Origin of the sequence: Nocardia jinanensis (assembly GCF_014645735.1) — a bacterium.
GTDB classification, from domain to species: Bacteria; Actinomycetota; Actinomycetes; order Mycobacteriales; family Mycobacteriaceae; genus Nocardia; species Nocardia jinanensis.
This window is the reverse complement of the sequence record NZ_BMMH01000017.1, coordinates 1-21245: the sequence shown is the minus strand read 5'-3', so window position 1 is coordinate 21245 and position 21245 is coordinate 1. Positions and strand designations below refer to the sequence as shown.

General features: G+C 65.3%; 24 protein-coding genes. 11 read left to right on the top strand and 13 right to left on the bottom strand.

Annotated features, from left to right (window positions below; translation table 11 throughout):
- The first annotated feature begins 649 nt into the window (after positions 1–649).
- Positions 650–1033, top strand: a complete 384-nt coding sequence (locus IEY68_RS28230) for a hypothetical protein (RefSeq protein ID WP_058856827.1) — start codon at positions 650–652, stop codon at positions 1031–1033.
- Positions 1034–1366: 333 nt separating this feature from the next.
- On the opposite strand, the gene IEY68_RS28225 is transcribed toward IEY68_RS28230, so the two are convergent.
- A complete protein-coding gene (locus IEY68_RS28225) occupies positions 1367–1630 on the bottom strand; it encodes a hypothetical protein (RefSeq protein WP_058856826.1) in 264 nt (87 codons plus the stop codon).
- Positions 1631–2094: 464 nt separating this feature from the next.
- On the opposite strand from IEY68_RS28225, the gene IEY68_RS28220 reads away from it, so the two are divergent.
- The 5 genes from IEY68_RS28220 to IEY68_RS28200 all read left to right on the top strand — a co-directional run bounded on the left by IEY68_RS28220 (position 2095) and on the right by IEY68_RS28200 (position 6384).
- Complete coding sequence (locus IEY68_RS28220) at positions 2095–3096, top strand: AraC family transcriptional regulator (protein ID WP_058856825.1); 1002 nt, start codon at positions 2095–2097, stop codon at positions 3094–3096.
- Positions 3097–3277: 181 nt separating this feature from the next.
- Positions 3278–3832: a DUF3558 domain-containing protein gene (locus IEY68_RS28215; RefSeq protein WP_229719087.1), complete on the top strand. Its 555-nt coding sequence runs from the start codon at positions 3278–3280 to the stop codon at positions 3830–3832.
- Positions 3833–3871: 39 nt separating this feature from the next.
- Complete coding sequence (locus IEY68_RS28210; RefSeq protein WP_063916416.1) at positions 3872–4342, top strand: hypothetical protein; 471 nt, start codon at positions 3872–3874, stop codon at positions 4340–4342.
- The gene (locus IEY68_RS28205) at positions 4339–5478 is read left to right on the top strand and encodes a WXG100 family type VII secretion target (protein ID WP_058856824.1); all 1140 of its coding nucleotides are present in this window, start codon (positions 4339–4341) and stop codon (positions 5476–5478) included. Before IEY68_RS28210 ends, IEY68_RS28205 begins: the two co-directional genes overlap by 4 nt.
- Positions 5479–5604: 126 nt before the next feature.
- Positions 5605–6384 (top strand): ESX secretion-associated protein EspG, encoded by a 780-nt coding sequence (locus IEY68_RS28200; RefSeq protein WP_058856823.1) that lies wholly within the window; start codon positions 5605–5607, stop codon positions 6382–6384.
- A gap of 59 nt (positions 6385–6443) precedes the next feature.
- Here the strand turns inward: IEY68_RS28200 and IEY68_RS28195 are convergent, their stop codons facing one another.
- A complete protein-coding gene (locus IEY68_RS28195) occupies positions 6444–7031 on the bottom strand; it encodes a hypothetical protein (RefSeq protein WP_058856822.1) in 588 nt (195 codons plus the stop codon).
- A complete protein-coding gene (locus IEY68_RS28190; protein WP_058856821.1) occupies positions 7028–7276 on the bottom strand; it encodes a hypothetical protein in 249 nt (82 codons plus the stop codon). The genes IEY68_RS28195 and IEY68_RS28190 overlap by 4 nt, the downstream gene beginning before the upstream one ends.
- A gap of 339 nt (positions 7277–7615) precedes the next feature.
- On the opposite strand from IEY68_RS28190, the gene IEY68_RS28185 reads away from it, so the two are divergent.
- Both IEY68_RS28185 and IEY68_RS28180 read left to right on the top strand, forming a co-directional pair.
- On the top strand, positions 7616–8491 hold the full coding sequence (locus tag IEY68_RS28185) for a helix-turn-helix domain-containing protein (protein ID WP_058856820.1): 876 nt from the start codon (positions 7616–7618) through the stop codon (positions 8489–8491).
- Positions 8488–8685 carry a DUF397 domain-containing protein gene (locus IEY68_RS28180; RefSeq protein WP_058856819.1) on the top strand — a complete coding sequence of 66 codons (198 nt, stop codon included), beginning with the start codon at positions 8488–8490 and terminating at the stop codon, positions 8683–8685. The genes IEY68_RS28185 and IEY68_RS28180 overlap by 4 nt, the downstream gene beginning before the upstream one ends.
- A gap of 104 nt (positions 8686–8789) precedes the next feature.
- On the opposite strand, the gene IEY68_RS28175 is transcribed toward IEY68_RS28180, so the two are convergent.
- From IEY68_RS28175 to IEY68_RS28165, 3 genes are all read right to left on the bottom strand, one after another.
- Positions 8790–9611 carry a mycofactocin-coupled SDR family oxidoreductase gene (locus IEY68_RS28175; RefSeq protein ID WP_058856818.1) on the bottom strand — a complete coding sequence of 274 codons (822 nt, stop codon included), beginning with the start codon at positions 9609–9611 and terminating at the stop codon, positions 8790–8792.
- Positions 9612–9810: 199 nt separating this feature from the next.
- Positions 9811–10191 carry a cysteine hydrolase family protein gene (locus IEY68_RS36480; protein WP_199805004.1) on the bottom strand — a complete coding sequence of 127 codons (381 nt, stop codon included), beginning with the start codon at positions 10189–10191 and terminating at the stop codon, positions 9811–9813.
- Between the two features lie 266 nt (positions 10192–10457).
- Entirely contained in the window at positions 10458–11045 is a 588-nt protein-coding gene (locus tag IEY68_RS28165; RefSeq protein WP_063916417.1) for a TIGR03086 family metal-binding protein, read from the bottom strand.
- A gap of 62 nt (positions 11046–11107) precedes the next feature.
- Between IEY68_RS28165 and IEY68_RS28160 the strand changes: the two genes are divergently transcribed.
- Both IEY68_RS28160 and IEY68_RS28155 read left to right on the top strand, forming a co-directional pair.
- A complete protein-coding gene (locus IEY68_RS28160; protein WP_063000179.1) occupies positions 11108–12073 on the top strand; it encodes a helix-turn-helix transcriptional regulator in 966 nt (321 codons plus the stop codon).
- A 51-nt stretch (positions 12074–12124) separates the two neighbouring features.
- Positions 12125–12859 carry a hypothetical protein gene (locus IEY68_RS28155; RefSeq protein WP_058856816.1) on the top strand — a complete coding sequence of 245 codons (735 nt, stop codon included), beginning with the start codon at positions 12125–12127 and terminating at the stop codon, positions 12857–12859.
- 58 nt (positions 12860–12917) lie between these two features.
- On the opposite strand, the gene IEY68_RS28150 is transcribed toward IEY68_RS28155, so the two are convergent.
- From IEY68_RS28150 to IEY68_RS28120, 7 genes are all read right to left on the bottom strand, one after another.
- Positions 12918–13277 (bottom strand): hypothetical protein, encoded by a 360-nt coding sequence (locus IEY68_RS28150; RefSeq protein ID WP_058856815.1) that lies wholly within the window; start codon positions 13275–13277, stop codon positions 12918–12920.
- An 18-nt stretch (positions 13278–13295) separates the two neighbouring features.
- Positions 13296–14018 carry a thiocyanate hydrolase subunit gamma gene (scnC, locus tag IEY68_RS28145; protein ID WP_058856814.1) on the bottom strand — a complete coding sequence of 241 codons (723 nt, stop codon included), beginning with the start codon at positions 14016–14018 and terminating at the stop codon, positions 13296–13298.
- Between the two features lie 30 nt (positions 14019–14048).
- Entirely contained in the window at positions 14049–14870 is an 822-nt protein-coding gene (locus IEY68_RS28140) for an SH3-like domain-containing protein (RefSeq protein ID WP_156426398.1), read from the bottom strand.
- 178 nt (positions 14871–15048) lie between these two features.
- Positions 15049–16011: a class 1b ribonucleoside-diphosphate reductase subunit beta gene (gene nrdF / locus IEY68_RS28135; protein WP_058856812.1), complete on the bottom strand. Its 963-nt coding sequence runs from the start codon at positions 16009–16011 to the stop codon at positions 15049–15051.
- Between the two features lie 170 nt (positions 16012–16181).
- On the bottom strand, positions 16182–16403 hold the full coding sequence (locus tag IEY68_RS28130; protein WP_058856811.1) for a glycine zipper domain-containing protein: 222 nt from the start codon (positions 16401–16403) through the stop codon (positions 16182–16184).
- Positions 16404–16540: 137 nt separating this feature from the next.
- The gene (locus tag IEY68_RS28125) at positions 16541–17461 is read right to left on the bottom strand and encodes a dioxygenase family protein (protein ID WP_229719091.1); all 921 of its coding nucleotides are present in this window, start codon (positions 17459–17461) and stop codon (positions 16541–16543) included.
- Positions 17462–17717: 256 nt separating this feature from the next.
- Positions 17718–18809, bottom strand: a complete 1092-nt coding sequence (locus tag IEY68_RS28120; protein ID WP_082681064.1) for an ABC transporter substrate-binding protein — start codon at positions 18807–18809, stop codon at positions 17718–17720.
- A 345-nt stretch (positions 18810–19154) separates the two neighbouring features.
- On the opposite strand from IEY68_RS28120, the gene ctaD reads away from it, so the two are divergent.
- On the top strand, positions 19155–20894 hold the full coding sequence (gene ctaD / locus IEY68_RS28115) for an aa3-type cytochrome oxidase subunit I (protein WP_082681063.1): 1740 nt from the start codon (positions 19155–19157) through the stop codon (positions 20892–20894).
- The last annotated feature ends 351 nt before the right edge of the window (positions 20895–21245 follow it).

Below are 21245 nucleotides of genomic sequence, written 5' to 3'. Positions count from 1 at the left end.
GCTGATGACTTGTGGTCGTCGCGGGCAGTGGGCAGATCTGCTCGTTCCAGGGAATCGACGCGACTTCTGAGCAAGCGCATGGACGCCCTATTCGCCGCAGGATCCGCGGTGAATAGGCGTGGTTTCATCGCACGGCGTCCGGATGCCCGGATCTTGGAGCGCACCCGAGGGCTCTCCGGATCCTGGACGGATTCGACGGCGAACTCACCAGTCGCGAGTGGGCGATCATCACCGAATGCTCTCAGGACACCGCGGAGTGCTGCGACGGTCGGACTCGGGAGGTCGCAGCACCTCCTATGACCTCGAGGTGCTTCGAGGTCCGCGGTTGTCGACGGCCGTTCCGAGAGCTCACCGCCGTGATCGACAGTAGGCCGGATCCGCCGTGCCCACAGTCCGATCCCCGCAGCGAGAGCGCAGCGGATGCCCCGAACGGGACACGTATGCGGATATCGGAAAAACGCGGACCGGGCCACCGGAAAGGCGCAGACGTATAGCGCGGGGGCGATCACCGGTTGCATTCTTCTCCTCGGATGGACGTGCGAGGCAAGGCACCGCGGGCGATAGCGGAATCCGAAGAGGCAGCACGTAACAGATACAGACAACGTCTTCCGCCCGACGCGAGCGCGGGCCGAGGTCAGGGGAGTCCGAAATGACCGATAGATTGTTCGCCGGGATCGCCGGCACGCTCACCGTGACAGGAGTCGCCCTCGTCTGCGCGGCCGGGCCGGCCGCCGCCGCGGAGTACGCCCTTCCGTGGAACGGCGCCGTCGCCCGAGTTTTCAGCGCCTCCAGTGACGGACCCAACCGCTGGACCGACGCATCGGTGTGGGCGCCCGCCGACCGGGATGCTGTACTCAAATACACGACCCACAACCAATCGTTCACCGGGTACCACTATTTGTTCGCGCATGTGAAGAACGACCCGGCATTGCAGCACAGCGTGAAAGTGGACACCTGGATCACCGGTTTCATGATCTGCAAGAGCGAGGCGGCGAACGCCGAGTGCTCGAGCTGGAAAGATCTGCAGAAGTGACCGGGAAATCGGTGAAAATCTGCGCAGCGATGATATTCACGGGCGCGGCGATGGCTTGGCCGGCAGGGCCGGCCGCAGCGGCGGATCACGTTGTCGAATGGCGAGGGGTCGTGGTCACCGTATCCGGCGCGAATTCGGAGGTAGTCCACGTGCGGACTCCGTCAGGTGGTAACCCTCGGCTCTGCGACGCGCTTCGAGTGGATATGTGAGTTGCAGAGCCGAGCCGTGGCTTTGCTCGCGGATTCTGGTGACACCCGGTTCGCAAATTTCGGCACCACCACCCGAGAAACAGCAGCGAGCCAGGGATGGGCGCTGCTGTCGAGTCGGCGACTCTCACTCGACCACCAGCCGGTCGGCGAGGTCGGCCGGGGTGTCCGGGGGCACCGTGACGCTTTCGAGCAGCCAACGCAGCGTAGGCACATCCCGCTGGTCGACGGGCACCGCGTCGTCGACCAGCGCGCTGACGAGATCGACGGAGGCGAGCGAGAGCTCACCTACTATCACCTTCGTGCGCAGCGAATCCGCCTTCTCCGGAGGGAGCGCGGGCGCGTACTTCCGCAGCTGCTCCACCAGCGTGGAGCGATAACCGTTCTGCACTCTGTTCCTTCTCTCCGGGGTGGGCGTTGCCCAGTGGCGGCCTTCACCCGCCGGGGAAGGCCGCGAGGCTGATGCCGACTCCGCGGGCGATCGCGTGCGGCGACCGGCTTCCGGCCTGCCGGGCAAGGATGGCGCGGCGTATGTCGTCTCGTCGACCAGTCGGGATCGGCCACCTTCGGGGGCTGCGATCGAGCACCGTTGGGGTGCTGGGGCGCAAGCTGTAGATACGGCGGATCAGGTCTTCGCCGGCCGCCAGAAGACCGCTCGGAGCGGCAGAATTCAGCGCGGGAGCACGATCATCATGCCATCACAACCATATCGGTGATGTCGAAACTCGCGATCCTCAGCAGCGGATCCGCTGTGTCCGCGTAGTGCTCGCGGGGTACTCGGACGGTGTGGAGAGAAGGTGCGAGCGTGCAGGCTCCGCGCGGTGACGTATCGGGCTCGTGCGAGGGGGACGGGATATGAACAGGAGGCCGCTGCCGTTGGCCGGTCACGGTGTGCTGCGGACCCCCGATATCGACGAAGCCCGTGACGTGATCGGCAAGGTGCTACGCGCGCCTCACGACGTCAGGATCACCGGTGGGGCGCACAAGTTCGAGGCCCGCCAGAACGCGGTATCGCTGGGGCGGGTAGCGCTGGCCGCGCTCGACTACGGTGCCGGTGCCGAGGTGGTGGTCACCCCGCGCCACACCGACAACCTGTATCTGGTGCACATCCAGTTGGCCGGCGCCGTCGGCGCGGTCAGCGGCGAGGAGCGGGCGACCGCGACGCGGGGATCGGCGACGATAGCTCAGCCCCAGGAACCGTTCATGCTGGACTGGCCGGCCGATAGTCCGATGCTGCTGGTGTGGTTCGACGCGTCGTCCGTGAAGTCGATACTGCAACAGATGATCGGCGACGAGTTGAAGGGCCGGCTGCGGTTCGAACTGGGTCAAGACCTCACGGCCCCCGCGATGCGGGCCTGGCTGGAGCAGGTGCGGCTGGTGGTCCGCGAAATCGACCAGGGGCAGCGGATCGCCACCCACCCCCTCGCGCTGCGCCATCTGCACGACCTGATGATCACCGGCCTCCTGCTCGGTGCCCGCCACTCGTATTCCGAGCAGTTGCACGGCGACAGGTCCACACCGGTGGCCTCGACGGTCGAGCGGGCGGTGGACTTCATGCGGACACACGCGGCGGAACCCATGACCGTGACCCGGTTGGCGGCTGCCGCGGGTGTCGGGGTGCGGACCTTGCAGGAAGGATTCCGCAGGCACCTGGACACGACACCCACGGCCTACCTCCGGCGGATACGGCTCGAACACGTCCGGGCCGAACTGGAGAAGGCCGCTGCGCCGGAGACGACGGTATCGGCGATCGCACTCCGTTGGGGCTTCACGCATTTCGGCGATTTCGCCAGGTCCTACCGGATGGCCTACGGCGAACGACCCAGCGACACCTTGCGGAAATCGCACCGGAAGTAGCCGCTGCCGCTCCCGCCGCCGAAGTCCGGGCCAGTGGCCGGGGCGTGCAGGTGAGGTGGCCGGGCGGTTGCGTCGGCTTTTTAGCGCCGGTAACGTCTGAGCGAGCCGGCAGCAGGGGGCGGAGACGCCGGTCCTCCCCATACCGGACCAGTGGTGTCATCGGCGGTGGAGGACGTTGACGGTGGGTACTGCGGGTCGGGGACGGTTGGTTGTTGCGCTGATGTGCGGGGCGGTGCTGGCGCTGACGGGCTGTGAATCGTCATCCGAGGGATCGGCGACTCCGGCGACTCCGAGTGTTGCGCCGGAAGTACCCAGCGGGTTCGAACCGTGCACGGATATTCCGCAGGCGGTTCTCGACTCGGAGGGGCTGAGGAGTTCGCGGCCGGATGATTCGAGTGCGGGCGGTGGGATCAAGTGGAATGGGTGCATGTGGGTGATCACCGATGGATATACAGCCCGCATTCAAACCACGAATATCACCTTGGAGATGGTAAAGGGGAAAAATTTTCCCGAAGCAACCGAGTTCACTGCCGGTGACCGCCGAGCTATTTCCACAAGGCAGTCGACGTCGCACGTGGAAGCATCATGCATCGTCAATGTGGAGATGGACGGCGGCAGTTTGGAGTTCGGCCTGACCAACCCCGCATCCAATCGTAAGACGGGCCACCTCGATACCTGCGAACTGGCTCGGAACCTGGCTGGAAAGGTCGCACCGTCCATTCCTGCCGGCATATGAGCCGACTAACGCTGTTGATGACCCTTCGGGAGGGGTGCTATGGGTGACGAGCCGCCGCCGCGGCCGATGGCAAATATGCTCAATGCGGCAAACGAAAGCCAGATTTCCGTGCAGATGACGCCGGAGGATTTCATATACCTTGATCGCGATTGTACCTATTTCAAGGATCAGATCCGGCAGATACAAGGCCTGGCCGACGAGATTTCGACGCAGGATCATTGGGGGCTGGGCGAAGCCAACAATGATCTGACCTCAGCAAGAGCGATGGTCGGTCGGTACAAGGTGAAAGCCAAAGGCGCACCGGACGGTAACGGTGTCTTCGAGATCATGGAGCAGCATTACCTGATCGTCGACGATATCCAGAACGTATTCCGCGTCATGCGGGATAAGATGATGCAGGCCGACAGTGAGTGGGCCGCCGCGTTCAATTCGCTGAACGAATCCCTCCCGGATCGTCCTCCTGCCGGCCCGGTCATCGATCTGAATGCTTTCATGAGTGGGACAACATGAGCGACACAACGGAATACGAACGTCCGATCATCCCGAACGGTGGAGAGAATTCGGATAGCTGGGATCATCCCAAGATCAGTGATGCGTTCAGCCCGCTCGTTGTCGACGATGCGACGAGCCAGGCTGGAAAATACTGGTTGATACGGCAGTATTGGGAGCAAGGTTTCGAGACCTTCCTGCGGTCCACTCAGGCATCTCTGTCACAAGCCTGGTCCGGCCCCGCCGCCGAGCAGTCCAAGCAGGCGATCCAGGACTACATCGACAAGTACGCCCGCCCGGTCACCCCCGCGCTGGAGTCGCTGTCCAACGGTATCCGCGATGCGGCCAATGCCATTGTGAACACCAAGAACAGTGTCGGCGATCCCTTGGATATCACCGGGGTAGACGGATTCGTCAATTGGCTGTTCAGCGAGGACGAGGCTTCGCGGCGTACCCAGGAGGCGCGGGTGGCCATGACCACCCATTACGTCACGCCGTTCGGGCACTTGGATTCCCAGGTCCCAGTGATCCCAGTCCCCACCGGTCCTACCAGTACCACCGATATCCCCGCACCCCCGCCCGGCGGCTATCTCGGAGCGTCGAATCCCACAACTTCGGATACGGGTAGTCCCGCCAGCACCACGCCGAGTGGAACTCCCACGGGTGAGACAGCGGAGGATCCGGAGAGCGAAGCCCAGCCAGAAACTCCCGGTGACGACGAGACGGGTCAGCCGACCACCACCGATCCCGGTGAGACCAGCACCGAACCCGCAGGCACCGAGGTGCCGAGCGCCACGACACCCACGGTTCCGGCGGGTACCACTCCGTCCGGGGTGACCACGAGCCCCGGTTCTCCGGGATCTCCCGCAGGTTCCCCGGATCCGCAGGCGCCGGGTCGGACGGTCTCCGGTGCCCCGAACACCACCCCGGGCACACCGGCCGGTGCCGGTACGACCGCCGCGTCCACTGCCGCCGGAAACCGCGGCATGGGCGGAATGCCGATGGGCGCCGGGGCCGGTGGTCGCGGTGGTGGCAAGGACGAGGAATCCAACCGCTCGACGCCCGACTACCTGATCAACCAGGAGAACACCGAGGAGTTGCTGGGTGAGACCCCGCGGACCATTCCCGGTGGGGTGATCGGTGCCAATCCCGAATAACAACTTCGGTTTTCGCTTCGGCTGATCGACAGTCGACGACCGGGTGGGTCCGCTCCGGCGCGGACCCACCCGGTTACTTCCGACCTGCCGGTACCGCTGAATCGCACACAACAAGGGGAATGATCGATGCCCGAGTGGACCTGGGAGCCGGACGATTTCGCGGCGCTGTGGTACAGCGACGCCTACGATCGGTTCCCCACTCCGCTGCGCTATACGAGCAGGTTCGCCTTCAACGACGAAGCACGGGCCCATCGTCTTGCGGTTCGGGACCGGTACACGCGTGAGGAGCGGGCCGGAATCCAGGTCGCCCTCGATACTTTGGGCACCTCCGGGATGCGGATCGAGATCCTCGGCGCCACCTGTGCGCACCAGCGCAGCACGGGCCGCGACGATATGCGTGAATACCGGATCGTCGGGGCACGCACCGAAGCGTATGCGGTGACTTTGAGTCAGGTGGGTGGCGCAAATGAACACGGCCCGATCCAGGTGCGCCTTTTCCGCCCGGAGAATTTGGCGGCTCGATTGGTTTCCGGTCTCGCCCCCTGCGCGCCCGGTACCGCCGAAGCCGCGACCTTCCATCCCGGGGATCTCGAATCGCGCAGCGACACTCACTTCGAGGACCCGCGGCGCGCCCGGGCCCGTGAGCAGTATCGGAAGCTGGTCGGCCGGGAAAATGACGGCGGCGGTTGCGCGGTACTGCTCATGGGGCGATTCGACGCGGCGATAGAACCGCTCCGAGTCCTGCAGTGGTACGACATCACCGGCGACGGCCGCTACACCGAACAGCGCGGCAACCATGTGACGGTTCGCCCGGCCACATCCGCCGAGTTCACCCGCCACTTCGGGACCTGGTTGGACAACGCCTGGCGCCGGTTGGAGGAGGAGCGCGCGGACGCTGCTTGGTGAGTGGGGTAGCGCAGCACCCGTACTCCGACCACGGCGGCCGTGATCGTAAGGTATCGGCTTCATCGGATCGGGCCTCGATCCGGCTGCGTGACACGCAACCGCAGTAGATGGGCGTGGTTCGATTCGTCTAGGGCGAGCGCGGCGGTCCAGAGCGAGGCATCGAAGGATTCGGGTAGCCGCCAGTCCGCCGGGGCGACCGCCGGGAATCGCAGAAGCACCGGCTCCAGCTCGGGCAAGTGTTGGGGGACTACCGCCCACCATTGGCGGCCGGTGGCGTCGATGGTGGCTGCGGCGATGAGATCATCCACCGCGGGCAGTCGTTCGGCCGCCGCGCGGACCGGCGCCGGGATATGTCGGTTGCGGGCGTGGATATCCAGCTGGTCGGCGAAAACGGGGAAGACGAAACCGAATCCGAACAAGCCGGGACCGAGGACGGTACGTAGATGTGCAGCCTGGGCGTGGATCGGGTTCGGTTCGCCGGATGCCCGCTCGCGGTCGAGATCGACTCGGGCGCAATCGGTGTGCACGGCTGTGCCGTCGAACCGGAACCCGTACAGAATGGGCAGCAGCCGGGCGGGCATGGAGAGCAGGTAACGGGTGGTGATCTCCGCGACCGATTCGTCGTCGGGGTATCGGATCGTGCTCATCCCGCGCGACCCTCGGATACGGCATCGGCCCAGAATTCGTGGCGGATTGCATCCCACAACCGGGTATGTTCCGGGAACCGTTCGCGCATATCCGCCAGATCCGGGATATCGGCGCGGGGATCTGCCGCCGATTCCACAAGTGTGCCGGATGAGCTGCGTACCGACAGGATCCGGATAGATCCGCGATCGAGTCGCCATACGGCGAGCCAGCCGGCGGCTTCGGTGTGCCGGACTATCCGTTTCACCTTCGCTATCGGATTTCGGGGAGTTCCGCTGGTCGAGCTGGGTCGGGTTCCTCGCTGCGCGCTCTCCGGACCTCCGGAGAGCGGGGACGAGATCGTTTCGTAGCGAGTGCGGTTCGCCGACGCGACATCGCGCGTCGGCAATGATTCGCCTTTGCGCCACCAACTTCCGTGTACCTCGGGCATATGAGTATGTTGCTGCAGGTCAGAGGCTCGGAGTGTTTCGACGAGAAGGTTTCACGGGATCTGCGTAACGGCCCAGCACGTCTCTCAGGGCTTGCCTACCATGATTCTCGAGCTGAGAAACGCCGAGCGATTTCGTTGAGAAACAGGGGAGGCACGATGCCTAGCAAGGCGAATCTCAGCGGCACCACACTGCCGCGGCGGCAACTGGGTCGGGCACTGCGCGACGCGCGCCACGCGCAGGGGGCCACGCTGGAGCAGGTCGCGCGGGACACGGAGTTCAGCCGGGCGACGCTCAGTCGTATCGAGTTGGGCCAGTACGAGCGGATCAAGGTCCGCGAAGTCGAGTACCTGTGCCGGCACTATGGATTGTCGGCCGACCGAACCACGTATCTGGCGGGTCTTGCCTCGCAAGCGAATACGAAAGTCTGGTGGCAGGGCTACCAACACCTCCTGGTGCCGGGTTACTCCACGTATCTGGCTCTTGAGTCGTCCGCTACCGAATTCCACTTCTTTCAGCCCTTGGTCGTGCCTGGGTTGCTGCAAACAGCCGACTATGTTCGCACGCTTCAGCGACTCTTCGCGCCGGATGCTCCTTCAGAGGAAATCGAAAAGCATGTCGAGCTTCGCGAGCAGCGCCGTCGGCGTGTCACCCAGCGTCATTCCAGGGCTCGCGTCGAATTCCTTATACATGAGAGCGCCCTGCATTCGGTGGTCGGATCGAACCGCATCATGGCTGCTCAGTGCCATCATATCGTCGATATGAGCACTCGCGACAATGTAGTCGTACGCGTATTGCCATTCGCCGTGGGCGTGCCTGCGGGCAGCGTCGTCACGCCGTTCATCATCATCGACTTTCCGGACAATGAGCCGTCTGTGGTGTACGCCGAGGCGGCGATTGGTTCGATGACCTTCGATGACACCGAGGACGTGAACAACTTTCGCGTCCTGTTCGACAAGCTTCGAAATGCCGCGCTGGAGGAGCAGCATTCGCGAGATCGGATCAGGAAAATAGCAGGGAGATTCCAACAATGACTGTCGAATTATCTGGCGCGTATTGGTTCAAATCTTCGCATAGCGGAGCGAGTAACGAGTGTGTCGAAGTCGCCTGGCTCGATGGAGGACGGGTCGGCGTTCGAGATTCCAAGAACCCGGTCGGGCCCGCTCTACTGTTCACCTCGGACGACTGGAAGTTCTTCACCGCCGCTCTGCGCGACAACAAGTTCTGAGGTGTAAGCGTCTCGAGCTGCCCGCACTTCGTGTGGGACCGGCCGCATCTGCCGCGCAGTGCCTGTCGCCTGAGGTCGCCGCGACTGCTCCGGCTGAGATCCGGTCAGATCGTGTGGGTGCTGAGGCCGTTGGAGATGGTGATCGCTTCGCCGTTGTACCGGCCGCCGGCATCGGAGACCAGGAGCAGGATCAGCTCCGAGACCTCCGCGGGCTGGATCAGCCCGCCCCCGGCCTCGAACATCGCCATCGCGGCCTCACGCGTGGGGTTCTCGACATCGGGCATGAGCTCGCGGTAGGTGGCGGGGTTCATGATCATATCGGTCTGCACACCCGAGGGCAGGACGGCGTTCACGGTGATGCCCTGTCCGCCGACCTCCTCCGCCAGCGATTTCACCAGCCCGATCACACCCCATTTCGCGGCTGCGTAGTGACCGGCCTTGCGGGCGCCCATCCGGGCCACGATGGAGGAGGTGGCGACGATCCGTCCCCGGCCGCGCTCGAGCATATGTGGGACAACGGCGCGGAAACTGTGGTAGACGCCGGTCAGGTTGACATCGATCATGTCACGCCAGGTCTGCTCGGGCATCTCGGCGATCAGAGCGTTGGACGCTATACCCGCGTTGGCCAGCAGGATATCGATATGTCCGAGTTCGGCGATGGCTCGTTCGGCCACCGTGTTCATCTGCTGCTGATCGCGAACGTCCGCGGTGATCGTGACGCATCGGCGGCCGGTCTCGCCGACCAGTTCCGCCGTCTCGGCGAGATCGGCCCGCGAACCCAGCGGGTAGGGCACGCTCGCGATCGACGCGCCGATATCGCACAGCACGATATCGGCGCCCGCTGTGGCCAGCGATAATGCATGCGCCCTGCCCTGCCCGCGCGCGCCGCCGGTGACGACAGCCACGTTTCCGTCCAACTTCCCCATAGTTCCTCCCTCGTCTCGACGTACCCATCCTCACACTGTCGAGATCCGGTGCGGGCGCGTTCGAGCCATTGCCTGCGCTGTGTCGGCGGGCGGTTGCTGTGGATCTTCCCGGCTCCTACGTGCCGGTCTCGGGCGCGGCGATCGCAGGAAGGAACCGTGCTGCTTTCGTGTCACGCGTGGCCCGTGGTCTCGGATCGTCCTACTCGGCAGCCTCGATCATGTCGAGCACCTCCGAGGTCGGACGCACGTCGCCGAATGATCGATAGATGGTGTGCAGGGTGGCATTGTGGTCGCGGTCGCGGCGCGCGGCATTCGCATCGGCGACCATGATCACCCGGAAACCGAGGGTGCTCGCATCGCGTGCCGAGGACTCACAGCAGACATTGGTGACAGTGCCCGTGATCACGACCGTGTCGATATCCCGCTGCTCGAGGAGTCGCGGTAGCGGGCAGCGACCCGGGAAGAAGGCACTGAAAGCGGATTTCTCGACGAACAGATCGAGATCATCGGTATCGAGGTCGGGCCACACCCGGTTGTTCAGCGGGCCGGAACCGCCCGAGTGGCTGTAGGTTTCGGCCACTCGGGCGCCGAAGAATTCGATCGCGTGCGGAAGCGGGTTGCCCCCTACCGCTGTTGTTCGCCGGGTCCTGAAGCGGCCGCGGTGTCCGTGAAGCGACCGGCTCGGGTGTATCGGTTGCGCCACAATGACGGGATGAATCTCGCCGAGGTGCACGTCCGGCAACTGGAGGTCGCGGAATGGCCCGCGGTCCTCGATCTGTAGGTGGGACCGACCCGCCGCACCGTCACGGTGACCACGGTGCGGCGGGTCGCGCCGATGGGGTCGGTTCAGCGGCTCTCGTCCCAGTCGCGCCCGAGGAACGCGGCCAGCCGCTCGGTCGGTCCGGCTTGCGGACGCGGTTCGACGCGAACTCCGAACGGTGACCCGGGGCCGCGGAACGCGTCGGAGAGCGCCCGATCGGCGATGGCCTGAGCCTTGGCCACCAGGGCCGGGTCGGCTTCGGCGTTCTGCCCGGTGGCCACGGCCAGATCCCAGCCGTGCGCGACGGTTTCCATCAGGTAGCCACCGACCGCGAGCCCGCCGGGTGCCTCGCCCCAGGGTGCGATGAGCGGGCGGGTCAGCAGAGCGTCGTCGGCCCATTGTTCGAGAGCGGTGGCGGACCGCTTCAAATAGTCCTCGCCGGGCGAGTTCGTATCGATATCCGCTCGGGAGGGCAGTGTGCGAGGGTCCGCGCCGGTGGCGGTGGCCACCAGTTTGGCCGGATGGCAGGAAAGGTGTTCGAGGAGTGCGCGGACATCGAAGTCCGTACAGGGGGTGGGTGCGTTCCACTGGTCGGCGCGGACCGCGGCCATGAGCCCGGCCACCCACTCCTGGGCGGCGGTGAGATCTGAGCGGAAGTCCGGAATCTGAGTCATGGGAGCAGTCTCGTGCAGCCAAGGTGACATCTGGTGTCACCTTTCCGTGCGAATCTGGAGAAGTGCGTGCGGACCGTTTACTCCAGATCGTTCAACTGCTGCGGCGCTCCGGGCGGATGAGTGCCGCCGAGCTGGCCCGGCGCCTCGAAGTCACCAAACGGACGGTGCTGCGCGATATGGAGGCGCTGTCCGCCGCCGGTATTCCGGTGTACGCCGAACGAGGACGGGGCGGTGTATTCGCTCTCGTGCCCGGGTTCGAACCGGATGCCGAGCAACTCACCGCCGCGGAAGCCCGCGCGCTCTTCGTCGCGGGCGGGCGGGGGACGGCCGAGGCGCTCGGGCTGGGCAGTTCGTTCTGCAGTGCTCTGCACAAACTGTCGACTGCTCTGCCCGATGATCAGCATCGGCTGGTCACCCACGTCCGGGACCGAATCGTCCTCGACGGCGGCGGATGGCATCGCGAACCGGCGGCGCTGGACGCACTGGCCGAGGTGCAGGCCGCGGTCCTGGACGACGAAAGGATCCGGATCCGCTACCAGTCGAAGCAGGCCACTGCGCCGGGGGACCGGACCGTCGATCCCTGGGGGCTGCTCCAGGTCGGCACGACCTGGTATCTCGTCGCCGCCCATCGTGGCCGACCGCGCAGCTACCGGGTCTCCCGGATCAGCGCGGTACGCCGCCTGGGTGAGCCCACCCGGCGACCGCCGGACCTGGATCTGCAACAGGTGTGGCGGCAGATGCGCGACGATTTCCGCGGGGCCCCCGCGACCGAGATCGTGCTTCGCGTCCACCGGTCGCGGCTACCGCTGGTGTCGCGGTCACTGGCGGTGACCGCGCTCGGTGACCCCGAACCCGTCGCCGGCGAACCGGGAGTGCATCGGATCCGGGTACGAAGTGTGGAAGCGGCCGCGGCGATGCTGGTGGGATTCGGCACCGAGATCGATGTGCTGGCCCCTGCGGAGTTGCGCGTCGGGATCATCGCTATCGCGGAGGCAGCGGGTGAACACCATCGGAATGCGCTGTGCTGAGCTGAGCGGCGAACACCGAGTGCGGGCGGTTTCCTCTGCTAGCGTTCTGTCATGGTGGGTAGCGCGGGGATCCGCACGGTCGAGGAGGTACTCGCGGCGCTGGACACAGAATTCGCGCAAGCGCGGCGACCGGCGCGAATCGAGGCGTGCCCCTGCTGCCTCCGTTCCGACAAGATCGAGGTGCTGCTGGACAGGCCACGAAAGATGTTGAGCGTCGGCGATATCCGTCAGTATGCGACCGTGGTGATGCTGGGTGCAGGGTCGGCCGTGGACCTGCGGTATTTCGCGCCACGCATCCTGGAGCTGTGTCATACCGGGGAAATGGACTTTCCCGATATCGAGATGGTGTACGACCGTCTGCGTCTCGCGGACTGGACCTCCTGGCCCGAGTCCGGTGTACTCGTCGAGTTGATGGACGCGCTGTGGGCCGAAGTTCTCAGCGATTACCCGGATGCATGCGAACCGAGCGTGCTGTTGTGCGCGTTCGGCGCCGCGGCAGGCAGTGTCGCTCCGTATCTGGCCAGTTGGTCGCGGCTGGAGACTTCGGCGGCCGTGCACAGCCTCCGGGATTTCCTGACCGATCATGTGGTGCTGCGGCGCGGCGCGCTGGTGCCGAACAATACTTTCTGGGACGTCGACGGGGTCGGCCACCGAGAGGTGGTCCGGTGGCTCAACGGTGGCGAAGCCCGGCGCGCGGTGGCGCGAGCGCTGGCGCGCCCGACGGATGACCGCGATCGATTGCGCTCGCTCGCCGAATCTCGTGATCTTCTCGGGGCGGGTGCCTGAGGGCGCTCGGACCACGGTCGGTGGGGCCGGGTCGGGAGCCCTGTCGGTCCCTACGGGCTCATCCTCCCGCTTCGAGCCTGGCCCGGACCTCCGCGATATGGTCGGCCAACTCGGACTCGTCGATGATCTTCCGGGCGATCAGCGAATGCGCCAGCGCAACGAGCTGATTCTCCGGGAACGGCAGCGCCGGATACACCTCCTCGGCGAGACGATCCTCTTCGTCACGCCGAGCGAGCAGCGGTAGCGTCGACCCTTCTCGGTCGAGAGCGTCACATATCCCGTCCAGACTCGATTTCCACGGTGGAGAAGGATTCTCGACGCCGTATTCATCGGCCATTCGTGACCACACCTGCCCCCGGGCGATCATCTGTTCCAGCACCTGCACTCTGATCCGCGTGACGTCCTGGCCCACTGGCATCTGTTGTCCTCCGGTCCGTCAATAGTTCTGCGCCGGGTGCACCGCGGCGTGTACGGGGCGTTCCACATCGGCGGTGCGTCCGGGCTTGGGAAGCGCGACACCGATCAAGCAGTCGCGTGTCGCGAGCTGCGCGAGCTGCTCCTCGTTCCATCCCTCCGTTCCGTCCGGGCGTACGGGCAGCACCATGAACCGATGCTTGGAATTGGAGTCCTCGACGCGAATCTGGACGTCTTCGGTGAGGTAGAGGCCGAATTCGGCGAGAACCTGACGCGGCCAGCGGACGAGCCGGCGGCGATAGTTCGGCGTCCGATACCACTCGGGCGAATTCCCGAGCAGCGGGCGGGGATAGCAGGAGCACAGGCTGCAGCAGATCACGTGATGCAGAGTCGGTGTGTCCTCGAGTACGTGCAGCGCGGTGAAATCGCTGGGCGTACCGAATCCGGTCGGCCGCAGCCAATCGATGCCGACCTCGTGGCACGCGGTGATGGCGTCTTCCAGGGCCAGCCGCTTGAACTCGGGGTCGGACCACGCCTTGGCGACGAACCGGGCGCCCGGCACCGGACCCAGTTGCTCGAAATACTCTGTGTACCGGCGGTGGTCCTCGGCGGTGAACAAACCCTTTTCGATCGCCAGCTCGCGTAGCGCGATTTCGAGCACCTCGAAATCGGTGACCTCTTCCACCATCGGCGCTGCGTGCCGGGGCGCTTCGTCGTCCTCGCCTTCGTTCGGCATCCCGCTCATCGTGCTCCTCTCACTGAGGTGTAACCCGGTTTACGAGATCGCCTGGAGCCAGGGCTCCGATATTTCCGCTTGCAAGGTGTCGCCGGGGCATCCCCGGTACGGATCCCACAGATCTTTCATATCGAAGCGCACGATGTAGAACCATTCGGGGCGCCGGTCCTCACGGTCGAACGCCTCGTCCTCCGGTATCGGGCTTTCGTACGATACTTTGACAACCGTCCCCGGTTTACCGCGCAAATACTCCTGGGTGCGGGTGTAGAAGATGGTCGGAAGGTCGCGCACCAGTACCCGGTCGCCGATCTCGAAACGGGGAGTGTCCGCTTGCCCGGCGAAGCATTGGGGATCCCCATGGCCGACCGCGTCACGGTGATGAATGTTGCGGACTACCTCGGTACCTTCTCCGATGCTCCGGGGCGCGGCTTCCAATGGGCCGGACCGGCCCGCGCTGCGCTCACGGACCTCCTGGGTTCGTTCGAGCAGTTCACGCAGGGTGATATGCCGTTTGTCGATGAGACAGCGAGCAATGGCCAGCACCCAGCGGCCGTAATAGGGAAATCCGAGATACTGGGTACGCCCGACATCGACATTCCCCAGCCTGCGGCGTTCCTCGGATGTCCAGATGCCCCGCCAGCCCAGCACCTCGCAGGTGATGAACGTGTTGAGCTCCCAGACCTCCTCCTGCTTTTCTTCGAAAACAGCCGGCGCATCGGGCTCCCCGCCGACATCGTGCGGGGTTTTCATGAATGCCCGGAAAAGCTCGTGATCGATCTGATCGGGGTAGGGCCAATCGCGGAGCTGATGTAACGCCACGCGCAGCTGACTGACGTAGTCGTCCATGACCGAATTTGCCATGTGCGCCATCTCCCTGAATTGGGTAGGTCGCCATCTACCTTAACGAGCGTCGGTCGGATCTTCCGGTTTCGAATCCATCAAATCTTCGACTCGGTTCCGCGCGCGCCGATCGCCGCCGGCTACTTCAGTTCGATATGCGAAATTCGGGCCGGCGTCGAGAGGACACCGGCCCGGGTGTTCAGAAGTCCCAGTCGTCGTCCTCGGTATTGACCGCTTTGCCGATGACATAGCTGGAACCCGAACCGGAGAAGAAGTCGTGGTTCTCGTCGGCATTGGGGGACAGCGCCGACAGGATGGCCGGGTTGACCTCGGTCTCGTCCTTCGGGAACAGGCCCTCGTAGCCCAGGTTCATCAGGGCCTTGTTGGCGTTGTAGCGGAGGAACTTCTTGACGTCCTCGGTGAGGCCGACCTCGTCGTAGAGGTCCTGGGTGTATTCGACCTCGTTGTCGTAGAGCTCGAAGAGCAGCTCGAAGGTGTAGTTCTTCAGATCGTCGCGTTCGGCCTGGGTGAGGAGTTCGAGGCCGCGCTGGTACTTGTAGCCGATGTAGTAGCCGTGCACCGCCTCGTCACGGATGATCAGGCGGATCATATCGGCGGTATTGGTGAGCTTGGCGCGCGAGGACCAGTGCATCGGCAGGTAGAAACCGGAGTAGAACAGGAAGCTCTCCAGCAGGGTGGAGGCGACCTTGCGCTTGAGGGGATCCTCGCCGCGGTAGTACTCCAGCACGATCTCGGCCTTGCGCTGCAGATTGCGGTTCTCCTCCGACCAGCGGAAGGCGTCGTCGATCTCGCGAGTGGAGCACAGGGTGGAGAAGATGGAGCTGTAGCTCTTGGCGTGCACCGATTCCATGAACGCGATATTGGTGAGTACCGCTTCTTCGTGCGGGGTGAGCGCGTCGGGGATCAGGCTGACCGCGCCGACGGTGCCCTGGATGGTGTCCAGCAGGGTGAGGCCGGTGAACACCCGCATGGTGAGTTGTTTCTCGTCGGGGGTGAGGGTGTTCCAGGAGGGGATGTCATTGGACACCGGGACCTTCTCCGGCAACCAGAAGTTGCCGGTGAGCCGATCCCAGACCTCGGCGTCCTTCTCGTCGGGTACCCGATTCCAGTTGATGGCCGAAACCCGATCGATGAGCTTCATGCTGCTTCCACACCCTTCCCAACGAATCCGACGACAACGCTGCGCGTGCGGTAACACTACCCCTTGGGGGTCGAATCGCCGAGCGCCACCACAACTTGTGTTTCGCGCGTCGAATGCGCTAGAGGGCCGGGAGTTTTCGGCGCGCTTCGACCGCAGGGGCCGAGCGTACTTCAGTCGTCGGAAGGGGGTTTGCGGTGGCCGTCGGATCTGTCGTCGCCCGACGGCGCCATGGCGAGACCGAACGCGAGACCGAAGCCGATCCCCAGCCCGATCCCGAGCGTCAGATTGTTCAGTACGACCAAGCCGAGCGGTATCCCGATCGCCAGTCCGATGGCGATCCCGATACCCAACCGGTTCGCGAGTGAGCGATCACCCTCAGCCTTGTCGCCCATACTTCGAAGGTACTCGCGATATTGCCTCTCACCTGCGAGAACAGTATCTCGGAACGGTGGATTTCCGGTTGCGGACCGGTGTTCGCCGGGCCGGCGCCGGTGGCCCGGGATCCCGCTTCACGGGACCCGGCCGGCGGTCAGTTGGCCGAGGGGATACCGGTCGGCGGCTGTCCGCCGGCAGGCCGGCCGCCGCTGGGCGGCTCGCCACCGGGCCGGGCACCGTCGGCGGGCGGCCCGGGCGGATCACCGCCGGGGCCGGCTCCACCGCCGGACGCGTGGGCGGATTTCTCGGCCACTCCGATGGTGAGCGAGATGTCCATTCCTGATTCCGGGTTGCCGGTTACGGTGGCGAGCTCGGCGTCCCAGCCGTCCCCGAAGACGTTGTCGCCGGCCAGGGTGACCTCCGACAGATTGGTCCGGCTGCGGGCATAACCGGAATCAGCGGTGAAGACCTGCTCGCAGACATCCTGGGGAAGCGCGATCTGCGAGGTCAGCCGGGCGTTCTCCCCGGCGACAGCGGTCGCGAGGTCGTCGTAGACCTCGAAATGGATATGCGGCCACCGACCGGCATAGCAGGCCGGGAAGATCGAGGTGAAGCTCACCTGTCCGGAATCGTCGGCGACCTGCACACCGCGCAGATAGTTCTGTTCGGTGATGCCTTTCCCGTAGAGGGAGTACTCGCCGTCGCGGTCGCAATGCCACAGGTACAGCGCCATACCCTTGCCGGCGGCGCCGTCGCGCGCGAGATCCTGCAGGGTGAGCCGGATGGTCACCGGGACACCCTCGGCGGTACCGGAGTACGGCCCGAAACTACCGGTGATATCGGAACGGACGACACCGGATTCGACCAGGACGTTCGGTCCGTTCGATCCGTCACCGGGATACGGTCCGGCAGTTTCCTGCGGAGCCGCGGCGACGGTGGCGGCGCTCGTGGTGGAGTCCGCGGCCGAGCTCGTGGCAGTGCTCCCGTCACCGGACGAGCAGGCCGCGGCCACCGAAGCGGAACCTACTGCGCCGAGTATCCACAGCGCCCGCCGCCGGGACAGCATCACCGACATATCGTGGGCGAGCCCGAGATCGTGTTCGTGCCCGAGTTCTGTTCGCGGTTGTGATGGTGGTTTCCGCACGTTGCGCACCTCTTCTCGATGGGGTGACTACGACGTTAGGAACACTGTCTGGCGTATCCCTGGAGCCGAACTGTGAGTCCTCTGTGGACACGCGCACGGCCACGAGGCGGGTACACGGAACGGCTGCGGGCACAATCGCGTGCGGGGTGCGGGGACAGGCGCGGAATCCGGCCGGAACCGGGACGGCTCAATCCATGACGTAGGCGTTGAGGGTGTCCCGGATATCGGTGAGGACGGCGCGCGCCGAGGTCAGGCCGGTGGTGTGCCAGAGCGCGTCGTCGACGAGGAAGGTGCGGTTGTCGCCCACCGCGCCGAGTTTCTCCCACGGGTCCGAGCGCATCACGGATTCGCCGTGTTCCTGCCCGTCCGGGCCCGCGAACATCACATAGATCAGATCGCCCTCGGCGGCCACCGGATCGGATTCGTCGATCGGGCCGGAGGTCTCGCGCTGCGCGGTCGGCCGCTCGGCGCCGGTATCGGCGAGGATCTGCGCCGCGAAGGTCTCGGTGCCCAGGTACTCGCTGCCGTCGGGGGTGAAACGCACGATCGAGGCCTGGACGAAGCGGGCGTTGAGGGTGGCGCCGGTAGCGGCGGCCTCGGCGTGATAGGCGGCCAGCGCCGCCTCGCCCGCGCCGTGGCGGCCCAGCGCGCCCGCGATAGCCGTGAACTGCTTCTCCCAGTCCGGCTGGTCGCCGACCAGCACCGTCGGGGCGATATCGCTGAGCGCGTCGTAGCCGGCCCGGCCGGTGGGGACCTCGCCGATGATCAGATCCGGGCCCAGCTGTGCGATGAGTGCCGGATCGGGGTCGCCGGCGGGACCGACACCCGGGACCTCCAGCACCCCGTACCCCAGGTAACCCGGCTGTGCTGCGGGACCCGCGACCGTGGTCGCGCCGACCACCCGCTCCCACATTCCGACCGCGCAGGCGGCATCCAGCGCGGAGGTGCCCAGCACCACGATTCGCTGTGGATCGGCCGGCACCCGCGACTCGCCGGAGGCGTGCCGGATCGTGCGAGTGGGTCCCTCGGACGGATCGGGTGCGGTGGGCAGCGAGCAGGCCTGCGTCGTATCGCGTTCGGTACCGACCACGCCCGCGCCGGCGATCTTCGTCGTGGTGCGGATGATCGAGGCCGAATCGTCGGGATGACTCGCGCACGCCGACACCGCCAGCGCGGTGCAGGCGAGCACGGCGCCCAGCAGTCGGCCGATCCGGCCGGTCCGCACGGAGATCCGGGGGTCACGCGCGGCTGGGGTGTGGACAGCGGGGCTCACCGGCATGCCGGGAAGGGTACATGCCCACTGTGATTCGTGTTGTTCGGCGCTGCCTTCGGCGGCGCGGGGTCGAGCCTCCCGGGTGCCCCGCCGTTCAGGCCTCGGGACTCGAGCCTTCGGCACATGCGCCTCGAGGCCACCACCACCCGGTGCCCGGCGGACGTTTGTTCGGGAAAGAGTGCCCGCCGAGCCCGAGTACGACACAGAGTAGGACCCGGGCGACCCGGGCTGGGCGGAAGGTTTACGATTCGAGAAGCGCAAGCTAACCGTTGGCCGCCCCGGGTGCACCGGGCGGCGGGCAAAAACAGTGGAGCCTGCGGAGCGACCCTAAAGGCACCTTCAGGAGGATCAGTGACTGCCGTAGAGCCCAAACCAGTCCCACAGGGGGTGGAAGCGACTCGGCCATTCCCGGCGCGGACGGGGCCGAAGGGGTCGTTCATATACAAGATGGTGACCACCACGGACCCGAAGGTCCTGGGTGTCATGTACTTGACCACCTCGATGGCGTTCTTCCTCATCGGTGGCCTGATGGCCCTGATGATGCGTGGTGAACTCGCTCGCCCGGGTCTGCAGTTCCTCTCGCCCGAGCAGTTCAACCAGCTGTTCACCATGCACGGCACGATCATGCTGCTGTTCTACGCGACCGCGATCGTGTTCGGCTTCGCCAACATCATCCTGCCGCTGCAGATCGGCGCCCCCGACGTCGCCTTCCCGCGCCTGAACGCCTTCAGCTACTGGCTGTACGCGTTCGGCGCCACCATGGCGACCGCCGGTTTCATCACCCCGGGCGGTGCCGCGGACTTCGGCTGGACGGCCTACGTGCCGCTCACCGATATTCTGCACTCGCCGGGCGTGGGCACCGACCTGTGGATCATGGGTCTGGCCGTCTCCGGTCTGGGCACCATCCTCGGTGGTGTGAACATGCTGACGACCGTGGTCTGCCTGCGCGCTCCGGGTATGACCATGTTCCGGATGCCGATCTTCACCTGGAACATCGCCGTCACCAGCGTCCTCGTCCTGCTGGCCTTCCCGCTGCTGACCGCCGCCCTGCTGGGCCTGGCCTACGACCGGCACCTGGGCGGTCACATCTACGATCCGGGTACCGGCGGGATCCTGCTCTACCAGCACCTGTTCTGGTTCTTCGGGCATCCCGAGGTCTACATCATCGCGTTGCCGTTCTTCGGCATCGTCTCCGAGATCTTCCCGGTCTTCAGCCGTAAACCGATCTTCGGTTACACGACGCTGGTGTACGCGACCCTGGGTATCGCCGCCCTGTCCATCGCGGTGTGGGCACACCATATGTACGCCACCGGCGCCGTGCTGCTGCCGTACTTCTCGTTCATGACCTTCCTGATCGCGGTCCCGACCGGTGTGAAGTTCTTCAACTGGATCGGCACCATGTGGAAGGGGCAATTGACGTTCGAATCACCGATGTTGTTCTCGGTGGGCTTCCTCGTCACCTTCCTGTTCGGTGGTCTGTCCGGTGTCATCCTGGCCAGCCCGCCGCTGGACTTCCACGTCACCGACTCCTATTTCGTGGTCGCGCACTTCCACTACGTGCTCTTCGGCACCATCGTGTTCGCCACCTACGCCGGTATCTACTTCTGGTTCCCGAAGATGACCGGCCGGATGCTCGACGAACGCCTCGCGAAGTGGCACTTCTGGACCACCTTCCTCGGCTTCCACCTGACCTTCCTGGTGCAGCACTGGCTGGGCGCCGAGGGCATGCCTCGCCGCTACGCCGACTACCAGGCCGGTGACGGGTTCACCATGCTGAACACGGTCTCCACCATCGGTGCCTTCATCCTCGGCGCCTCGATGCTGCCGTTCCTGTGGAACGTCTTCAAGAGCTACCGCTACGGCGAGGTGGTCACGGTGGACGACCCGTGGGGTTACGGCAACTCGCTGGAATGGGCCACCTCGTGCCCGCCGCCACGGCACAACTTCTACGAACTGCCGCGGATCCGCTCCGAACGTCCCGCCTTCGAACTGCACTATCCGCATATGGTCGAGCGGATGCGCAAGGAAGCGCACGTCGGATTCACCGGTGGTGCCAGGCACCATCCCGAGGAGACGCTGGTCAAGTCCTAGCGGTCCCCGCAAGGCTCGTACCCGTGCACCCGTCGACCTCGGTCGGCGGGTGCACGGGTGTTTTCGGCGCCGTTGTCCGGGAAGGTGAGCGGTCGTGCTCATCACGGAGAGTTCGGCGGCTGCGTGCTCGTGGAGGTGGGGGCGGGTGCTCGCGGAGGTGAGTGGCGTGGGCCGGCTCGTGGAGGTGGGTGCGAGCTGTTCGTGAAGGTGGGGGATGCGGGCTTGTTCGTGAAGGTGCTGTGTTTTTGGCGCCGCCTGCGGCGTCGCGGGGTTGAGGCCCCCTGGAGTCCCGCCGTTCAGGCCTCGAGACTCGCGCCTTCGGCGCATGCGCTTTCGAGGCCTGAACGGCGG